This window comes from Acidaminococcus sp. (assembly GCF_050873445.1).
Taxonomy (GTDB): Bacteria; Bacillota; Negativicutes; order Acidaminococcales; family Acidaminococcaceae; genus Acidaminococcus.
This window is the reverse complement of sequence record NZ_JBNMIU010000009.1, coordinates 1-17,134: the sequence shown is the minus strand read 5'-3', so window position 1 is coordinate 17,134 and position 17,134 is coordinate 1. Positions and strand designations below refer to the sequence as shown.

Here is a 17,134-nt window from a genome sequence, read left to right as displayed (position 1 = left end):
CTCCCTTATTTCGTTATATCCGTATACTTGGTCCGGAGTGCCAAGGGCAGGAATGCCCGGCCACCGGCTTCATAGAACTTGCCGAAGAACTCGATGTACTGCAGACGGCTGCTGTGCACGAAAGCACCCAGCACGTTGATGACAATGTTGAAATAGTGGCCGGCCAGCAGTACCAGGATGGCTGCCACGATGCCCACAGGACCTGCACTCCACAGCATCTGAGCCACGGTATTGATGACCATGGCGATGACGCCGGTGGCCAGTCCAAGAGCGAAGATCCTGGAATAGCTCAGGAGATCACTCAGGTAGCCGCTGATGTTGTACAGGCTGAGCAGGCCGCCCAGCAGACGGCTGACAATGCCCTTCTTTTCTCTTCCACCGAACAGGATGATGATGCCCGCACCCAGCCAGGCCAGGTACTTGCCAATGGGCCCCGGCACCAGAGCCATCAGGAAGAATCCCAGGAACATTATGAGCCAGCTGATCTGGTCACAGACCGCACCCATCACATCCCCATCCCGCAGCAGCATGTAGACTTTCACCAGCATGCCGGCCACCAGATGGATGGCTCCCAGACCAAAGCACAGAGCCAGCATCTTCAAAGGTTCCTTCATGGGTACGAACAGCAGCGGTTTCCATTCCAGACCGAACCAGCCGCCGAACATGGCTCCCCACAGTACTGTGGAGATACTGCCAAAAAAGATGACCATTGCCAGCTGCCGGGCAAAACCTGCAGGTTTGAATTTCTTCAGTGCGAAATAAAGCATCACCGTCAGGACCAGCCCATAACCCGCATCGGACAGCATCATCCCAAAGAAGATAAAGTGGAAAGGTGCCATGATCAGATCCGGGTCTATGGACCCTGCCTTGGGCAGGGAATACAGTTCTACCACACTTTCGTAAGGTTCCACCAGTCTGCTGTTTTCCAATACGGTAGGCGGGATTTCACCTTCTGCCGGATCGGTAAAAGTGAGCTGATAGGCATCCGTGACGCTTCGGATGACTTTTTCCACCTGCCGGGCCCGGTCTTTGCGCACCCAGCCCTGGATCTTAAAGGCACTCACCGTTTCCACACCCCCGTTCTGGAGGCGTTCATGGGTGGTGCTCAGCTGATCGTAATACAATTCCACCTGCTGCTTCTGAGGCAGGATGTCCCTGGTTTCCTGCTGCAGGCGGATGATCTTTTTCTCCCGTTCTTTGGCTTCCTGGAGAAGCTCCTGCTGCACCTGGGCAGCCGTCCCGCTGCGCTTGGGCAGCACCGCCTCGCTGAAGTCATGTTCCTTCAGGAGGTGCTTCACAGCTTCTTCGTCCCGATTATAGGTCAAAATGACCAGAGCTCGGCCATCCTGGCCGTCCCCGTACGTCTTCCAGTCGGCCAGCAGATTCTGCATGCCCTCCTGGAACGCCGGCAATTCTTTTTCCGGAAGGAAGCCCACATGGCAGTGAGTGGTTTCCGTGAAACTCAGCTGTTCCAGCGGGATATCCAGCTGTAGCCAGGGTTCCAGGCTTTCGGCCTGGGTCCGGAGGGCTGCCGCTTCGCTTTCCAGAGAAGCAATCTTGCCGGCAGTAGTGTCCAGCTGTTCCGTCAGTCTTTTCCCCTCTCCGGTTTCCTTCAGGAAATCCGGATAGGAGACCTGTTCCTTCTGGGAAAACAGGGAATTCTTAGCTCCGTTCTGTACCAGGAACTGGAGTACCGCACCGGTCTTATCCAGTTGGGCACTGACGGCTTCGGCCCCGGGCAGGGTCTTGCTCCCCTCTTCCGGTTCCAGCATGACGCTGCCGTCTTTCTGCAGGGCCAGCAGCAGGGCATCGCGATCGGCTTTCAAGGCGTAAAGCGTTAGTTTTTGCATTGGGACTAACATTCGATCACGACCTTCTTCATAATGTACTGCACGGCCTGGTCCAGATTCTTCCGGGCTGCATCCGCCCGGGCTCCATCCTTGGCCCGGTTTGCTTCCACCAGAGCGTCAGCTTCCTTCCTGGCCTGGGCTTCCGCCTGGGCGACAGCCGCAGCTGCCTGTTTCCGGGCTTCCGCAATCAGGGCTTCCGCTTCCTGATGGGCTTCCGCCTGGGCATCCCGCACCGTGTTCCGGGCATCCAGGGCAGCCTGTTTCTTCAGAGCATCCGCCTTCTGCTCGGCATTTTTGATGTCTTCCAGCATAGACATGATCTCACCACCTTTTTCCCATCCAGGGCCTTTCGGAAAAGATTCCCTGTGCAAATTTACAAAATCAATGAAATCGCAGATACAATGTAAGTATTCCACAAGAGCATGAAAAATCCTGCTGGCATGCTTACATAAAATCATTATACTATACTGTACCCGTTCCTGTAACATTAATTTTACTGTTTTTTACAATATTTTTACACTTTGTTCTGTTATACAATTATTTTTCATTTTGTGATACAATAATTATTCAATGGTTAGTGATCAGTGGCTGAGGTTAGTAGCTAAGGACAAAGACGCAAGCCTGCTGTCACCTGCAAAGGAGGCTTCCATGGATTTTCGTGAATTGCAATATGTGGTCACGGTGGCCGATCGCCGAAACGTGACTCAGGCCGCCAAACAATTGTATATTTCCCAGCCCTCCCTGAGCTACGCCCTGGGCCAGATTGAAAAGGAGATGGGTGTGAAGCTGTTCGACCGGTCCCAACAGCCCCTGGCCCTCACTGATGCCGGCCGGATCTATGTGAAAGTCGCCCGGGAGATCCTCCAGAAGCGGACCGAACTGAAGAACCGGCTGGCTGATCTGAAAGACGGCCGGGGCGCCCAGATCAGCCTGGGGATCCCGGCGGAACGTGCTGGATTCATGCTGCCGCCCATCATCAACCGGTTTCGGGCCAGATTCCCCGATTCCGAATTTGCCATCCAGGAAGCCGGTACCCGGAAACTGCTGGAGCTGCTCCAAAACAACCGGGTCACGTTCCTGATCTGCCCTCTGGACGCCCGGGAAATCCCGGTCTCCATGACTTCAGAGCTGATTTACATGGAAACCATCCAGCTTGTGGCCGCCCCGGATGCTTTCACCGATGATATGTTCCTGGACAAGAGCCGTCGGCTGGTAGATCTGAAGAAGCTGGCCCACATGCCCTTCATCGGTATCAAGAAGGCCCACTCCATCAACTGGAAAGTCCAGGAAATCTTCCGGACCTACGACATCGCCCCCCAGACCCTCATGGAAGTGGAAAGCAGTTCCACCGCTGCCCAGCTGGGAGCCTGTGGCCTGGGCTTCACCCTGGTGCCCCGCCGCGCCCGGAAGATCCTGGGCCCGGATGCCGACAAATATTGCTACGATTATTCCCCCACCACCCCCGTCCAGTGGGAAATCAATGCCATCTATAAAAAAGGAGCCTATCTGAACAGGGCTGAGCGATATTTCCTGGATCTGCTGAAAGAATATTTTCAGAAAGAAACCACTGTCCAGTTATAGGCATACGAAAAAAGCCTTTGCACCGAACTTCGATGCAAAGGCTTTTTCCGTGTTGGTTTCAATCTATGGTTTGGGAAAATCGGGGTCGGGCCGAGAGGGCGGCTCTCCCCCGGAGGTACGCTGTTTACAGCCCTTTCTTGGCCCGGTTGAAATTGATCAGGCATCCGGCCTTGATGATGGCTCTTTCTTCCTCATTCAGCGGTTTGATATACAGTGTCAGAGGGATGGCGGCACCCGTCTTCACCACATAGGCTTTGATGTCCTGCATATCCCCTTCCAGGGCCTTCCGGACTTCCGGAACGTAGATGTAGTCACCCACTTCAAAGTCCTTGGGTTCCCCTTTCAGGTGGAAGGGCAGCATGCCCCAGTTGATCACATTGCTGCGATACCGCTTGGTGGCATAGTCCTGGGTGATATTGGCCAGGGCCCCGATGACCCGCTGGCAGCTGGCAGCCTGTTCCCGTGCGGAACCATCGCCAGGTTTGTTGGCGTAGATGGTGGAGCCGATTTCCGTGTTGGCCATGCTGGCATTGCCGGGCAGGTTCTTCAGTTCGTCGAACACAGCCTTCAGATCGGCATCGTCAGCCGTTACATCCCTGCCGTCTTCCCGGGCCACTTCCACTTCTTTCACGGCCTTTGTACGACCCACATATTCCGGATCCCGGCGGCTCAAGGTGAATTCTGCCAGGCCCAGGGGATTGGACCGATAAGAAGACGTTTCCCCAGAGGGGATCAGTTCATCGGTGGTGGTCACCGGATCCAGGATCTTGGAGCACACTTTCAGCAGGATGTTCTCACCCAGCTGAGGCAGCGTCGGCCAGTCTTTGATGTTGGGTCCGTAAATCAGCGGCTTTTCCGTATCCGCTTTGCCGAAGCCATAGTATACACGGGCTTTGTATGGACTTTCATCGAAGTGGTATTCCGGCACATCGCCGAAAGCATCCGCATATTCTTCAGCAGAAGTCAGTTTTCCGCCGTTGGCAGCCGTGGCAGCAATGCTGCGGGCATCCATCAGTGCTACAGCGGCCATCTGTCCCTGGCCCGGTTTGGAGCCTTCCCGGTTGGGGAAGTTCCGGGTGGTGTGACGGATGGACAGGCCATTGTTGTTAGGGGTATCGCCGGCACCGAAGCACGGGCCGCAGAAGGCCGTCTTCACAACGGCACCGGAAGCCATCAGCTCGGTCAGGCAGCCTTTGCGCATCAGGTCCATGTACACAGGCATGGAGGAAGGATACACATTCAGGGTGAATTCTCCGGCGCCGATGAACTTGCCTTTCAGCAGGTTGGCAGCTTCCACCACGTTGGTGTAGTTCCCGCCGGCACAACCGCCGATGACGCCCTGCTGCACCTGCAGTTTGCCGTCTTTGGTGATTTTGTCACGCAGGGTAAAGGCAGCCCGGCCCTGAGCCACTTTGGCAGCGGCCTTTTCTGTTTCAGCCAGGATATCATCCAGGTTCCCGTTCAGTTCGTCGATTTCATAGGCGTTGGACGGATGGAAGGGCAGTGCGATCATGGGTTTGACAGTGGACAGGTCGATGGACACCACTCCGTCATAGTAAGCCACATCTGCCGGGTTCAGTTCTTTATAGTCGGCTTCCCGGTTGTGCTCCTTCAGGAACTTGCGGGTATCCTCATCCGTCCGCCAGATGGAAGACAGACAGGTAGTTTCCGTGGTCATCACGTCCACGCCGTTCCGGTAGTCAGTGGTCATGCTGGCTACGCCGGGGCCTACGAATTCCATGACCTTATTCTTCACATAGCCGTTCTTATACACTGCACCGCAGATGGCGATGGCAATATCATGGGGGCCTACCCAGGGTTTTGGAGCCCCGGTCAGATACACGGCTACCACGCCAGGATACGGGTTATCCCAGGTATCTCCCAGGATCTGCTTGTCCAGTTCGCCGCCGCCTTCGCCCACGGCCATGGTACCCAGGGCGCCATACCGGGTATGGGAATCGGAACCCAGGATCATCTTTCCGCAGCCGGCGTACATTTCACGCATGTACTGATGGATGACAGCCACATGGGGCGGTACGTAGATGCCGCCGTATTTCTGGGCAGCGCTCAGTCCGAACAGATGGTCATCCTCGTTGATGGTGCCGCCTACAGCGCACAGGGAATTGTGACAGCAAGTCAGGATGTAGGGCATGGGGAATTTATCCATGCCGGAAGCCTTGGCCGTTTGGATGATGCCCACATAGGTAATGTCATGGCTGGTCAGATCATCGAAGCGGATTTTCAGATCATCCATGGTATCGTTCAAGTTGTGTTTTTTCAGGATGCCATAGGCGATGGTACCTTTTTTTGCTTCTTCTTTAGAGACCTTGCGGCCCAATTTTTGTTCGACGGCAGCTGCTTCCTCTTCCGGAATCATTTCGGTTCCATGGAGCAGATAGCCTCCGTTCTTGTACAGTTCGATCATAGTGTTCCCTCTCTCTTTCACAGTTGATTTTCCCGTACGGCTCCGGGCTCTTGCCGAAGCTTTCCTTGTATTCTCTCTTTCGGTGGTTCCATTATAAGAAATTTGTCAGGCAATTCCCAATACTTGTGTTCCCATAAAAGGTATTGGATGGATTCTATGGGGATGCAGAAGGCGGAACGCCTCCTGCAGTTCCTGCTTTCCTATTATTCCATATCCTTCAGTGTATCCAGCAGGTAATCGGTGAATTCTTCTGCAGTGGCGCCGTCTTTGTCCGTGGTGATGACCACTTTCTTTTCTGTGCGGGTGCAGATATCCAGGGCCTTCACCAGTTTTTCCTTTTTGCCGGCATAACCGATATGGCTGACCATTTCACCCATGGCCCGGATCAGGCTGCAGGGATCAGCATACTGGGCCCGGTGATGCTGCACCAGGAAGTTCCCCACCCCGTGGATGGCTTCGAACAGAGCGTACTGGTCTCCGATATTGGAGGAGCTGGCCGTGCCCAGGCCACCCTGGTATTCAGCCGCCACGTCAGTGACAATATCCCCGTAAAGGTTGGGCAGCAGGAACACCTGCATCCCTTTGGTGAATTCCTGATCCGTGATCTTGGCGGCCATGGAATCCACCAGCTCTTCCCGGACGGTGATGCCCGGATATTCTTTTTCCACCGCATGGGCCATTTTCAGGAAATTGCCATCCACCAGTTTCACGATATTGGCCTTGGTGACCACAGTCACATTGGTCTTGCCGTTGTTTTTGGCAAATTCGAAAGCGGCCCGGCAGATCCGTTCTGCACCGGGGCGGGTCAGCACTTTGAAGTCCACAGCCAGATCATCATTCACCTGGATGCCCTTGTTGCCCCAGATGTATTCCCCTTCGATGTTTTCTCTAAAGAAGGTCCAATCGATACCCTTTTCAGGGATCCGCACCGGCCGTACGGCGGCGTACAGCTGCAGGGCCCGGCGCAGCAGGCTGTTGGCACTGACCATATTGGGCCAGGGATCGCCGGCCCGGGGCGTTACAAAGGGTCCCTTCACCAGTACATCGCAGGCTTTGCAGGCCTCCAGGACTTCCGGCGGCAGACTTTCATTTTTTTTGGCCCGCTCTTCGATGGTCATACCCGGGATGGTCCGGAATTCCACCTTGCCTTCAGCGATTTCTTCAGCCAGCAGGTACTTGCCCACCCGCAGGGCCTGTTCCATGATGTAAGGGCCGATGCCGTCCCCGGGCAGGATGCCCACGGTGATGTGACTCAATTTCTTGAAGTCCTTCCGGGCCGGGGCATTCTTGATAGTCTCGATCCGTTGAAAGTCCTCCCGGATCAGGGCGCCGAAGCGTTCCATGGCTTTGCGGATCACTTCTTCCTGTGCCTGTTCGTCATATTCCTTCTGGTTCATCAGTTCCATGATGCAGTCTCCTTTTCTCTCAAGCCGGTCTGTGCCGTGCCTATGTTCCTGTTGCTTTCCATGGTTCCAGTCTATCCGATTGTTCAGACGATTTCCAATACTTGTACTCCCATGAGGATTATTGGAAAGATTCTATGGGAGCACATGCCCTATACCTCCGGCAGCTTTTCTGCTTCCGACAGGGCCAGCAGTCTCCATGCCACCCTGGCAGCCTGTTGAGAATACACATTGGCCAGCAGCCCCTCCGCCTTCTGCAGCGCCGCTTCCTGGCTGAAGGATTTCCGGCAGGAGCCGGTGGGGTCTTCGACGAACTGCTCCAGGACCCGTCCATCCTTCAGATGTACCTTCACCCGGCAGCTCCAGTGCCCCGGATAGGCCGCCGTCAGATCAGCCGCCTCCCGCACCCGTATCCTCCCCAGCAGGGTCTGGACAGCCGGATCTGTCACCGTTTCCAGAGTAAACAGGCTCTGGTCCACCTTGCCATACAGCAAAGCTCCCGCCAGGGTAAAGGGCAGGGAGAACCTGGCATCCAGAGGATTCTGGGGATGCAGGCACCCGGCACTGACCGCACATTGCTGATACCCAATTTTGTAGGTTTCCGCCTCCAGGCCCACCACCTGATCCACAATCTGCTGCTTCGCATTTTCCAGAGACATGATCCCTGCACCCAAAATGGCATTGCGCAGAGACAGGGCCCCGTCGATGCCTGCATGGGCACTGCGGCAGCAGGGATACGGTTTCATATCCATGTTCAGGATTTCCCAGCGGATTCCCAGGCCTTCCGTCAATTTTTCCAGGTGGCCGCCGTCACTCATGGCCCGAAGCAGTCCCCCATCTTCCGTTTCCAGTACATGGACCGGCCCCCGCATCCCCCATTTCGCCAAATAAGTACAGCGCAGGCCTGTCATAGCTGCCTGCCCCGGATTCAACACCTTTGAGTTAGTACCATCTCTCAGGAACGCCCACACCCCGGTAGTCTGAGAGCCGGCCAGACTCAGGGCCGAAGCTGTGGTTTCTTCATCAAGTCCCAGTAGATGGGCACAGGCCGCCGCCACCCCAAAGGTGCCACATGTGGCCGTAGCATGCCAGCCCCGTTTCCGATGGGCCGCCACGCCGAAGGCCATACCCACCCGGTGAGCCACTTCATACCCGGCCACCAGGGCTGTCAAGAATTCCTTCCCGCTGCTTCCCAGCGCATGCCCCAGGCACCAGGCTGCCGGGATCATGCTGGAGGAGATGTGGGTCTTGGACCCGGGATGCACATCATCCAGTTCCAGGGTGTGGGCCAGCATAGCATCCAGCATCGCCGCATCGGTCACAGACCATTTTTTCTCCAGGGGCTGTCCGAAAAGAGCCACCCCCGTACGCCGTTCTTCCGGGTCCAGGTCCCGGAGGGCCTGTTTCATGTTTTCTACCAGAGAGTCACCTACAGCCCCCACAGCTGCACTGATCAGATCAAGAGTCCGATAGACTGCCGCCTGTTGGACCGCTTCAGGGAGCGTATCCCAAGAAAGGCTGGCCGCAAAAGCAGCCAGCTTTCCCAGAGGTGCCTCCTGCACCATTTGTTCCATTTTCCGTGCCTCAGCTTTCTTTGAACAGGTTGATCATGGAACCGGCCAGCAGGGTCTTCCGTTCTGTGTCATTCAGGATCTTCAGATCCAGATGCAGAGTCCGGGTACTGCCATCGGTGCCGATTACCACAGCATCGATGCCGCCTTTGTTTTCAGCAACGATTTCACGGATATTCGGCAGCCATACCCATTCGCCCACTTTCAGGTCGATATGATCGTCCGGGTTGGTGAAGGGCAGCATGCCCCAGTTCACACAGTTGCTGCGATACCGTTTGGTAGCATATTCGATGCAGATGTTGGCCAGGCCGCCCAGCACTTTCTGGCAGGAAGCCGCATATTCACGGGCAGAACCATCCCCCGGCCGTTTGGCGTACAGCACAGAGCCGAGGCCAGTGGTAGCGAGCAGAGTGTCCAGCTCTCTGTCTACATCGACGCCCACATTCTTCAAAGGAGCATAGAATTCCGCTGCCATCTTCCGGTCACCGGCCAGGCGGGCCTTTTCACAGACCTGGGCCGCTTTGGCACGTCCCACGTATTGCGGATCCTTCCGCAACAGGGTGAATTCGGAGATCTTGTAGGGATTAGACCGATAGGAAGCCGTTTCCCCGGAAGGGATCAGTTCGTCGGTGGTAGTCACCTCGTCCCGGATGACGGAAGCCACCTGGAGCAGCAGGTTGTCGGTCAGTTGTCCCATGGCCGGCCAGTCTTTGATAAAGGGCCCATAGACGATTTCTGTATCCGGCTGGGGTTTGCCGAAACCGTTGTAGACCACGTTGTCATAGATTTTCCTGTTGAAAGTGAACGCTGGAATATCCGCCGGTTTGAATACATCCTTGATTTCCTCGGCGGAAGTCAGGTACCCGCCGTGAAAAGCCGTAGCCGCAATGCTCTTGGAATCCATCAGGGCTGCGGAAGCCACCTGGCCCATATTGGGTTTGGACCCTTCCCGGTTGGGATAGTTCCGGGTGGAATGGCGCAGTACAAAGGCATTGTTTTCCGGACAGTCGCTGGCCCCGAAACAGGGTCCGCAGAAAGCAGTCTTCACCCGTACCCCTTCGGTCATCAGGTCATTGACGATGCCATCCTTGTTCAGTTCGGTGAGCACTGGCTGGGAAGCAGGGTAGATATTTAGGGGGAACATGCCCAGGCCCCGGTTCTCAGCTTTGGCCACCTGATCCACATAGGCGATGTTTTCGAAGGAACCAGCCGCGCAGCCGGCGATGGCAGCCTGATCCACCAGGATGCGGCCGTTCTTCTGGATCTTGCTCAGCATATCCGGATGGATGTCCGGATTATTCTCGAAGACAGTTCTGGCATTGTCTTCCACATATTCCATATATTTTTCCGGATTGGCAATCACGTCCCTCAGGGGGAATGCGTTGGACGGATGGTAAGGAAGAGCAATCATGGGTTCCACCGTATCCAGATCGATATGGATCAGACGGTCGTAATAGGCCCTGTCCCCCGGTACCAGATGCTTGTAATCCTGCTCCCGTCCATGGATTCTGTAGTCTTCCCGCACCTTGTCATCGGTTTCCCAGATGGAGGTCAGACAGGCGGATTCCGTGGTCATGGTATCGATGCCATTCCGGGTATCCATGGACAGAGAGGCGATGCCGGGCCCAAAGAACTCCAGGATCCGATTCTTCACGAAACCGTTCTTGAAGGTAGCACCGATCAGAGTCAGGGCCACGTCCATGGGACCCACCCAGGGTTTGATGGAGCCTGTCAGATACACACCTGTTACTTCCGGATATTTCAGTTCGTAAGTCTTACCCAGCATGGCTTTGGCCACTTCCGGGCCCCCTTCGCCGATAGCCAGGCAGCCCTGGCTGCCGTACCGGGTGTGGGAGTCGGACACGATGGCCATGCTGCCGCCCTTCACGATCATTTCCCGCATGTAAGAATGGATGACAGCTTCATGGGGCGGCACAAAGATGCCGCCATATTTTTTGCAGATGGTCTCCGCATATTTGTGCACGTCGGAGTTGATGGTGCCGCCTACGGCGCACAGGCAGTTATGACAGTTGGTGAATACGGTGGGCACCGGAAATTTCTTCAGCCCGGAAGCGCAGGCTGTCTGCATGATGCCCACATAGGTGTTGTCATAGACACCGATGGCATCGAATTTCAGCTGCAGATTGGCCGGATCGCCGCTGGTGTTGTGATTTTCGATGATCTGATAGGCAATGGTATGCTTCCTGCCTTCTGCCGCATCCAGTTCCGGATGATCCTTGACCGGTACAGGGTTGCCATTTGCCAAATAATATCCCTCTGCAAAACATTCAATCATGATTCAATCTCCTCTGCTTTTATCGAATGTATACGTAACCGTCCATAATGCGCCGGGCTGTCCGTACCACACCTCCCTGGAGGACTTTTTCACCGTCCAGCTTCATCATCACATCAGTGACCCCGCTGGAATGGCCCAGCCGGACACAGTCGCTGTCATGCTGCCCGATGATATCACTGACGATGGTACCAGGAATTTTGGCCGCAGCGCCGGTAGCCACAGCCACCGTCATGGGATAGGCCTTGTGCAGAGAGCCTACGGAAACGGCCCGGACGCACAGGTCCATATCCTCTTGCTTTACGATTTTTCCATCCATGTTCTTATAGTCCTGAGCCGGACTGATGATGGCCACCTTAGGTGCGGAGGTAGATTCCGTCCGAGCCTTCATGAAGTCATCCACAAAGCCGAATTTCTGGGCAGTGATGCCCCGGATCCGCTCGATGTGTTCCATCACATCCCTGTTCTGGTTCAGTTCGGTCAGTTCCGTCCCCGTAATGCCCAGGTCGGAAGCTTTGATGAACACCACAGGATTGGAACAGTCGATCATGGTGACTTCCGCTTTGCCGTACCCCGGTACATCGATGGTTTCTTTCTTCAGTCCGGTAGGGAACAGTTTGCCGGTCTTAGCACCGGCCGGATCTTCGAAGTACATATCAATGCGGGAACCGGTTCCCGGTACGCCCTGGATGCTGGCATCCCCGTTGACACAGGCCATGCCGTCCTGCACCCGCACATGTTCCTCGATGACCTTCCTGGTGTTCACGTTGTAGACACGCACTTTCGTAATGCCCTCCATCGGCTTTACCAGACCTTCGTCGATGGCATAAGGGCCCACAGCGGAGGAAATGTTTCCGCAGTTGGCGGAATCATCCACCCGGGGGATCACGATATCTACCTGAAAGAAATGATAATCCACATCGATGCCGGGGCGGTCGGACTTGCTGATTACCGCCACCTTGGACGTAGAACTGACAGTCCCACCCATGCCGTCGATCTGTTTCACATCCGGGGTCCCCATGACCTTCAGGAAAATATCTTTCCATTCCTTTTCGTCCGCCGGCAGATCTTCCTTATGGAAGAACACCGCCTTGCTGGTGCCGCCGCGCATATACACACAGGGAAATTTCCGTTGTTTCTGGTTCATTCTGATTGCCTCCTTTAAACTTCCATCCGTTTCTCTTTTGATGGTTCCAGTATAACGCTTCTCAGTTATTATGAAAAATGATAGAATATGGTAATAAGTCATTCCTATTTAGAATAGAAAGGATGGGACTGCCGTGGATGAACGGGATATCCAGATTTTCCAGACCCTGATGGAAACGAAGAATGTAACAAAAACAGCCCAGACCCTGTACATGACCCAGAGTGCCATCACAAAACGGCTGCACAAACTGGAGGAAGAACTGGGAGCGCCGCTCTTCCTGCGCTCAGTGAAAGGGCTGATCCCGGCGCCTTCCGCTGATGCCATTGCAGTGGAAATGGGACAGCTCCAGACCACTCTGCAGCGGCTGAAAAGCCTGTCCCAGTATGCCCAGGGCCACATTGCCGGCCATCTGAAGCTGGGAGTATCAGTAAATTACGCCCGCTATACCCTGCCAGACCTGCTGAAGCAGTATATGACCGATTATCCGGAGGTGCAGATTTCCGTCACCACCGGCCAGAGCCTGGACCTGTTCACCCGACTCCAGGAAGGAAAACTTTCCATGGCTGTACTCCGGGGCCATTTTCCCTGGTCCGGCCAGAGCCGACTCCTTTCCAAAGAAAAAGTCTATGCAGTCACCAGCCGGGACAACGAAGGAATCCCCTTTTCCCGACTGCCCTACATCCACCGGACCTCGGACAAACCCTTTATGGCCCGGATCCAGCGCTGGAAGCTGGAGCAGCACATCACTGACTCCCCTTCTTCCATCCAGGTGAACGACATTGCCACCTGCCTGTCCATGATTACCAGCTGCATCGGCTGGTCCGTGCTGCCGGAGATCTGCCTGAAAGGCAGGGAAGACCTGGTGAAAAAGCCTCTGACCTTCCGGGATGGGACCCCCTTCACCCGTTCCACCTTTGTGTTCTACCAGGAAGAATACGCCCATCTGCCACAGGTAAGGATTTTTCTGGAGAGGCTGGAAAAGGCAAATTCTTTATAGCTTCCACACCACGCACACAGGCGAATTCTCCCGGATTTGCTCAGGTTCCTGGATTAAACTGCCATCTGCCTGGACGGTAAACCGAGTCAGCGTATGGCTCAATTCGTTGGCAGCAACCAGAGTCCCGCCCCCCGGTTCCACATCGATGAACCGGGGTTGTTTCCCTTCCGTGGAGATGTTTTGCCGATAACTCAGCCGGCCGGTCACCGGATCAATAGCAAATATCGTCACCGTATCCTGGGTCCGATTGGAAACATAAACACATTTTCCCTCCGGGCCCATAACCATACCGCTGGCCCAGCCCGGTCCGAAATAATCCTCGGGCAGCGTAGAGAGGATTTGCTGAGGTTCCAGCTGTCCCGTTGCTTCATCAAAATGGAAGAAAATAGCCGTACTGTCCTTTTCATTCACCAGGTACACCCATTTCCCATTGGGATGGATAGCCACATGGCGGGGTTCTGCCCCTTTCCGGGCTGTCCACACAAATGCTTCTTCCAGAGCGTTATCCACCGGATCAATGGCATATACCTCCACCTTGCCGATGCCATGGTCCCTGCCCTGACAGGGTACCAAAAGCCATTTTCCATCGGGATGGAGACAAACTTGATGAGGATGGGAAATATACCCGTGGGCTTCCTGCCCGGGTACGAACACCACCTGCTGTACAGGGCCCAGGCGGCCGTCTGTTTCCAATGCCAGCCGGGTAATACAACCTGTTTCCAAATTGCCCACATACAGGTTCCGTCCGTTGGGGCTTATCACAAGATGCACTGGATTTGTGCCATAAGTGGATGCACTGTTCATTTCCCGCAGCATGCCGTTTTCCGCCACCGCAAATGCCGTCACGGTGCTGAAATCCCCGTGGACCGCATAGAGCCGATTCTGGGCTTCATTAAAACAAAGGTAGGACGGATTTTCCCCGCACGAAACCACCTGGACTTCCTTCCATACACCTTTCTGCAGTTGGTACACCGTAATGCCCCGACCGATGGCTTTTCTTTCTTTTGTCGTTCTGGACCCTACATATGCAAACATATTATCCCTCCCAGATTAATGTAAAAAGCTGAGTCCGCCCACCAGGGTGAATACAAAGATGATGGCTACACACAGAGCCGAGACCCCGAACAATTTGGCAAACAAGGACGAATCGCTGTCCGTCTGCTTCCCTTTCTTTTCCTGAGAACAGCTGGCCATGACCAGGGAACCCCCAGTGGACATGGGGCTGATTCCCGCCACTGTAGCCGAACACACAATGGCCGCCACCATCTGGAGCTGAGAAGTACCTCCCACATTGACTGCCACCTGGGGCACCGTAGGAATCAGTGTGGGAAATACTACGCCGTTGGCACTGGAGAACCAGCTCATGATGCCGCCGGTAAAACCCATCAAGGCCGGTGCTGTAGCCGGACTCATAAAAAAGGCCAGGCCCCGGGCCAGCAGATCAATACCGCCCAACAGCTTCACGGCGTTCATCAGTACACTGATGCCACAGATCAGAATCAATGTATTCCAGGGCAAGCTCTTCACAGCCTTCTTTTCATCTACCTTTCCGGTAAACAGCAGGATAAAGGCCAGAGTGAAGCATACGAAACCTACATCCTGGGAAAAACCTACTACGGAAACAAACAGAGCCACAATCAGCAGCAGGCTCAGCTTTTGGCTGGAATCGAACCGGATGGGGTCTTCCGCTGCCTGGACTGGCTGTCCCCGCAGTTTCCAACCTTTGAATACTATATAAACCACCAGGGCGCACAGGGCATTGGCCACTGTTACCCCGGCAAAGATTGCCATGCCGGGCATGGCCAGCCGCATCTGTCCCAACAGATCACCCACGATAATTCCTGTCAAGGCAATGGGTGACGCCGTACCTCCTACGGCGCCCAAAATGGCCATGGCTCCCAGAAGGATGGGGCTGGCATCCAGGTGGAAAGCCAGAGGAACAGCGAACAGCACCATGACCGTCTGCACACTAATGGCCCCGGGTCCGATAGCGCTCAGGACAAAACTTACCACATAGACTACGATGGGAACCAGGAACACTTTCGTGCCGCAGAGCCGGGTCAGCTTCTTAGATGCCTTATCCAGAGTCCCATTCTCCTGGAGCAGTGCAAAAAAGAACATGGTTCCCAATAAGGTCAGGAACAGTTTCCCCGGAAATCCTGCGTACATCTTTTTCAAGGGCAGATTCCCCATTTTCCCCAGGAGCAGAACCGCACCCAGACTGATGAGCCCCACATTGGATTTCTTTACGAAACCCAATGCGATGGCTCCAAACAAGAACAGCAATGCAACAAACGACATGGACATAATGCATCTCTCCTTTCAGATAATTCCGAATCTATTTCTGACTCCATTATAGAGAACAGAATATATTCTGAAAAATGACGAATAAGAAGCCAAATGCATTCCCCAGGGGAATTGCTGCGTTTCCACCTGGAAGGATTTCCTGTATAATGGAAACAAATGCAATTCAAAGGAGAGATTCCCATGACCATACAAGAAACCCTTGCCCGCCAGCTTCCCCTGTATGCCCGAGTGTTGCTGAAAAAAGGCATCAACCTGCAGAAAGGCCAGATCCTGGTGATCAATGCGTCGGTGGAAGCCAGCCCGTTCGCCTCTTTGCTGGCGGAAGAAGCGTATAGAGGCGGAGCCGCCCAGGTGGTGTTCAACTGGTACTGCAACGCCACCACCCGGCTGCGTTACCAATATGAAACCCAGGACAAATTCGAAACTGTACCCCAGTGGCGCAGCGAATTCAACCTGTATTATTATCGGAAAGGCGCTGCCTTCCTGAGCCTGATCTCCGCCGACCCCTACAGCATGCAGGACATCGACCGGAAGAAGATCTTCGCCTGGCAGAAAGCTTTCCACCAGGCCGTGAAGGAGTATTCTGATGGCATGATGGCTTCCCGCACCAACTGGCTGGTGGCTGCCGTACCCAGCCCTGTGTGGGCGAAACTGCTCTATCCGGAGCTGCCGGAACAGGAAGGGCTGGACAAACTATGGCTCCAGATCCTGGACGTTTCCCACTGTCTGGGTACAAATCCCCTGGCCGATTGGGACCAGCATCTGGAAAATCTGAAGCAGCGGCGGCAGTGGCTGACCTCCCAGCAGTTCACTGCCCTGGAATATACCAGCCCCAAAGGGACGAAGCTCACCGTAGGCCTGCCGGAGCATCACCTCTGGCAGGGCGGCGCCGAAAGCACCACCCGCGGATTCCTTTTCAATGCCAATATCCCCACGGAAGAAGTGTATTCCGCTCCCCAGGCAGACCGGGTAGACGGCGTAGTCCGGAGTACCAAACCCCTGGTCTACAACGGAAACCTGATCAAAGATTTCCAGCTCACTTTCAAAAGCGGAAGGGTAATAGCTGTACAGGCGGCAAAAGGCGAGGCTGTCCTCAAAGACCTGATCCAGATGGACGAGGGAGCCTGCCGCCTGGGCGAAGTGGCTCTGGTACCCTACCATTCCCCCATTTCCCTGACCAGTCAGATTTTCTACGAAACCCTGTTCGACGAGAATGCCGCCTGCCACCTGGCTCTGGGGGATTCCTACCCCACCTGCCTGGAAAACGGTCCGGAACTCAGTGATGAAGAACTGAAAAAAGCCGGTCTCAACGATTCCATGATCCACGTGGATTTCATGGTAGGCAGTCCGGATCTGAACATCACCGGAATAAAGAAAGATGGGACAAGAGTCCCTGTGTTCATAAACGGAGATTGGGCGTGAATCAAAACTACCCGTATAACGGGTAGTTTGCTCTGCGGCTATAAGCCGCGTTACCTGCCTCGGCCTTAAGGCCCTAGATTTAAAGGCTACCAACCGCACTACATTTCCTGGCAGCCCCTCACTCGAGGGGCTTATTTT

The 17,134-nt window shown here is 54.9% G+C and carries 12 protein-coding genes; 3 read left to right on the top strand and 9 right to left on the bottom strand.

Annotated features, from left to right (window positions below; translation table 11 throughout):
• Positions 1-5 precede the first annotated feature (5 nt).
• Together ACR0QW_RS02755 and ACR0QW_RS02750 are read right to left on the bottom strand one after the other, a co-directional pair.
• A complete protein-coding gene (locus ACR0QW_RS02755; protein WP_432642204.1) occupies positions 6-1,862 on the bottom strand; it encodes a V-type ATP synthase subunit I in 1,857 nt (618 codons plus the stop codon).
• The gene (locus ACR0QW_RS02750; RefSeq protein ID WP_432642203.1) at positions 1,856-2,167 is read right to left on the bottom strand and encodes a hypothetical protein; all 312 of its coding nucleotides are present in this window, start codon (positions 2,165-2,167) and stop codon (positions 1,856-1,858) included. The genes ACR0QW_RS02755 and ACR0QW_RS02750 overlap by 7 nt, the downstream gene beginning before the upstream one ends.
• 331 nt (positions 2,168-2,498) lie before the next feature.
• Between ACR0QW_RS02750 and ACR0QW_RS02745 the strand changes: the two genes are divergently transcribed.
• Positions 2,499-3,431: a LysR family transcriptional regulator gene (locus ACR0QW_RS02745; RefSeq protein ID WP_432642202.1), complete on the top strand. Its 933-nt coding sequence runs from the start codon at positions 2,499-2,501 to the stop codon at positions 3,429-3,431.
• A 124-nt stretch (positions 3,432-3,555) separates the two neighbouring features.
• On the opposite strand, the gene ACR0QW_RS02740 is transcribed toward ACR0QW_RS02745, so the two are convergent.
• The 5 genes from ACR0QW_RS02740 to ACR0QW_RS02720 form a co-directional block, all read right to left on the bottom strand.
• Positions 3,556-5,856: a hydratase gene (locus tag ACR0QW_RS02740; RefSeq protein ID WP_432642201.1), complete on the bottom strand. Its 2,301-nt coding sequence runs from the start codon at positions 5,854-5,856 to the stop codon at positions 3,556-3,558.
• 203 nt (positions 5,857-6,059) lie between these two features.
• Positions 6,060-7,262: an isocitrate/isopropylmalate family dehydrogenase gene (locus tag ACR0QW_RS02735; RefSeq protein WP_432642200.1), complete on the bottom strand. Its 1,203-nt coding sequence runs from the start codon at positions 7,260-7,262 to the stop codon at positions 6,060-6,062.
• Positions 7,263-7,411: 149 nt separating this feature from the next.
• Positions 7,412-8,833 carry an MmgE/PrpD family protein gene (locus ACR0QW_RS02730; RefSeq protein ID WP_432642199.1) on the bottom strand — a complete coding sequence of 474 codons (1,422 nt, stop codon included), beginning with the start codon at positions 8,831-8,833 and terminating at the stop codon, positions 7,412-7,414.
• 10 nt (positions 8,834-8,843) lie between these two features.
• Positions 8,844-11,126 (bottom strand): hydratase, encoded by a 2,283-nt coding sequence (locus ACR0QW_RS02725; protein WP_432642198.1) that lies wholly within the window; start codon positions 11,124-11,126, stop codon positions 8,844-8,846.
• A 19-nt stretch (positions 11,127-11,145) separates the two neighbouring features.
• Positions 11,146-12,270, bottom strand: a complete 1,125-nt coding sequence (locus ACR0QW_RS02720; RefSeq protein WP_432642197.1) for a 2-methylaconitate cis-trans isomerase PrpF family protein — start codon at positions 12,268-12,270, stop codon at positions 11,146-11,148.
• 133 nt (positions 12,271-12,403) lie between these two features.
• Here ACR0QW_RS02720 and ACR0QW_RS02715 point away from each other — a divergent pair, with 133 nt between their 5' ends.
• A complete protein-coding gene (locus tag ACR0QW_RS02715; protein WP_432642196.1) occupies positions 12,404-13,267 on the top strand; it encodes a LysR family transcriptional regulator in 864 nt (287 codons plus the stop codon).
• Here ACR0QW_RS02715 and ACR0QW_RS02710 read toward each other — a convergent pair.
• Both ACR0QW_RS02710 and ACR0QW_RS02705 read right to left on the bottom strand, forming a co-directional pair.
• Positions 13,262-14,302 carry a lactonase family protein gene (locus ACR0QW_RS02710; RefSeq protein ID WP_432642195.1) on the bottom strand — a complete coding sequence of 347 codons (1,041 nt, stop codon included), beginning with the start codon at positions 14,300-14,302 and terminating at the stop codon, positions 13,262-13,264. The two genes, ACR0QW_RS02715 and ACR0QW_RS02710, sit on opposite strands and share 6 nt — an antisense overlap.
• 15 nt (positions 14,303-14,317) lie before the next feature.
• Positions 14,318-15,574, bottom strand: coding sequence for an SLC13 family permease (locus ACR0QW_RS02705; protein WP_432642194.1), 1,257 nt, complete (start codon positions 15,572-15,574; stop codon positions 14,318-14,320).
• 180 nt (positions 15,575-15,754) lie between these two features.
• Between ACR0QW_RS02705 and ACR0QW_RS02700 the strand changes: the two genes are divergently transcribed.
• Positions 15,755-16,996 carry an aminopeptidase gene (locus ACR0QW_RS02700; protein WP_432642193.1) on the top strand — a complete coding sequence of 414 codons (1,242 nt, stop codon included), beginning with the start codon at positions 15,755-15,757 and terminating at the stop codon, positions 16,994-16,996.
• Positions 16,997-17,134: the final 138 nt, after the last annotated feature.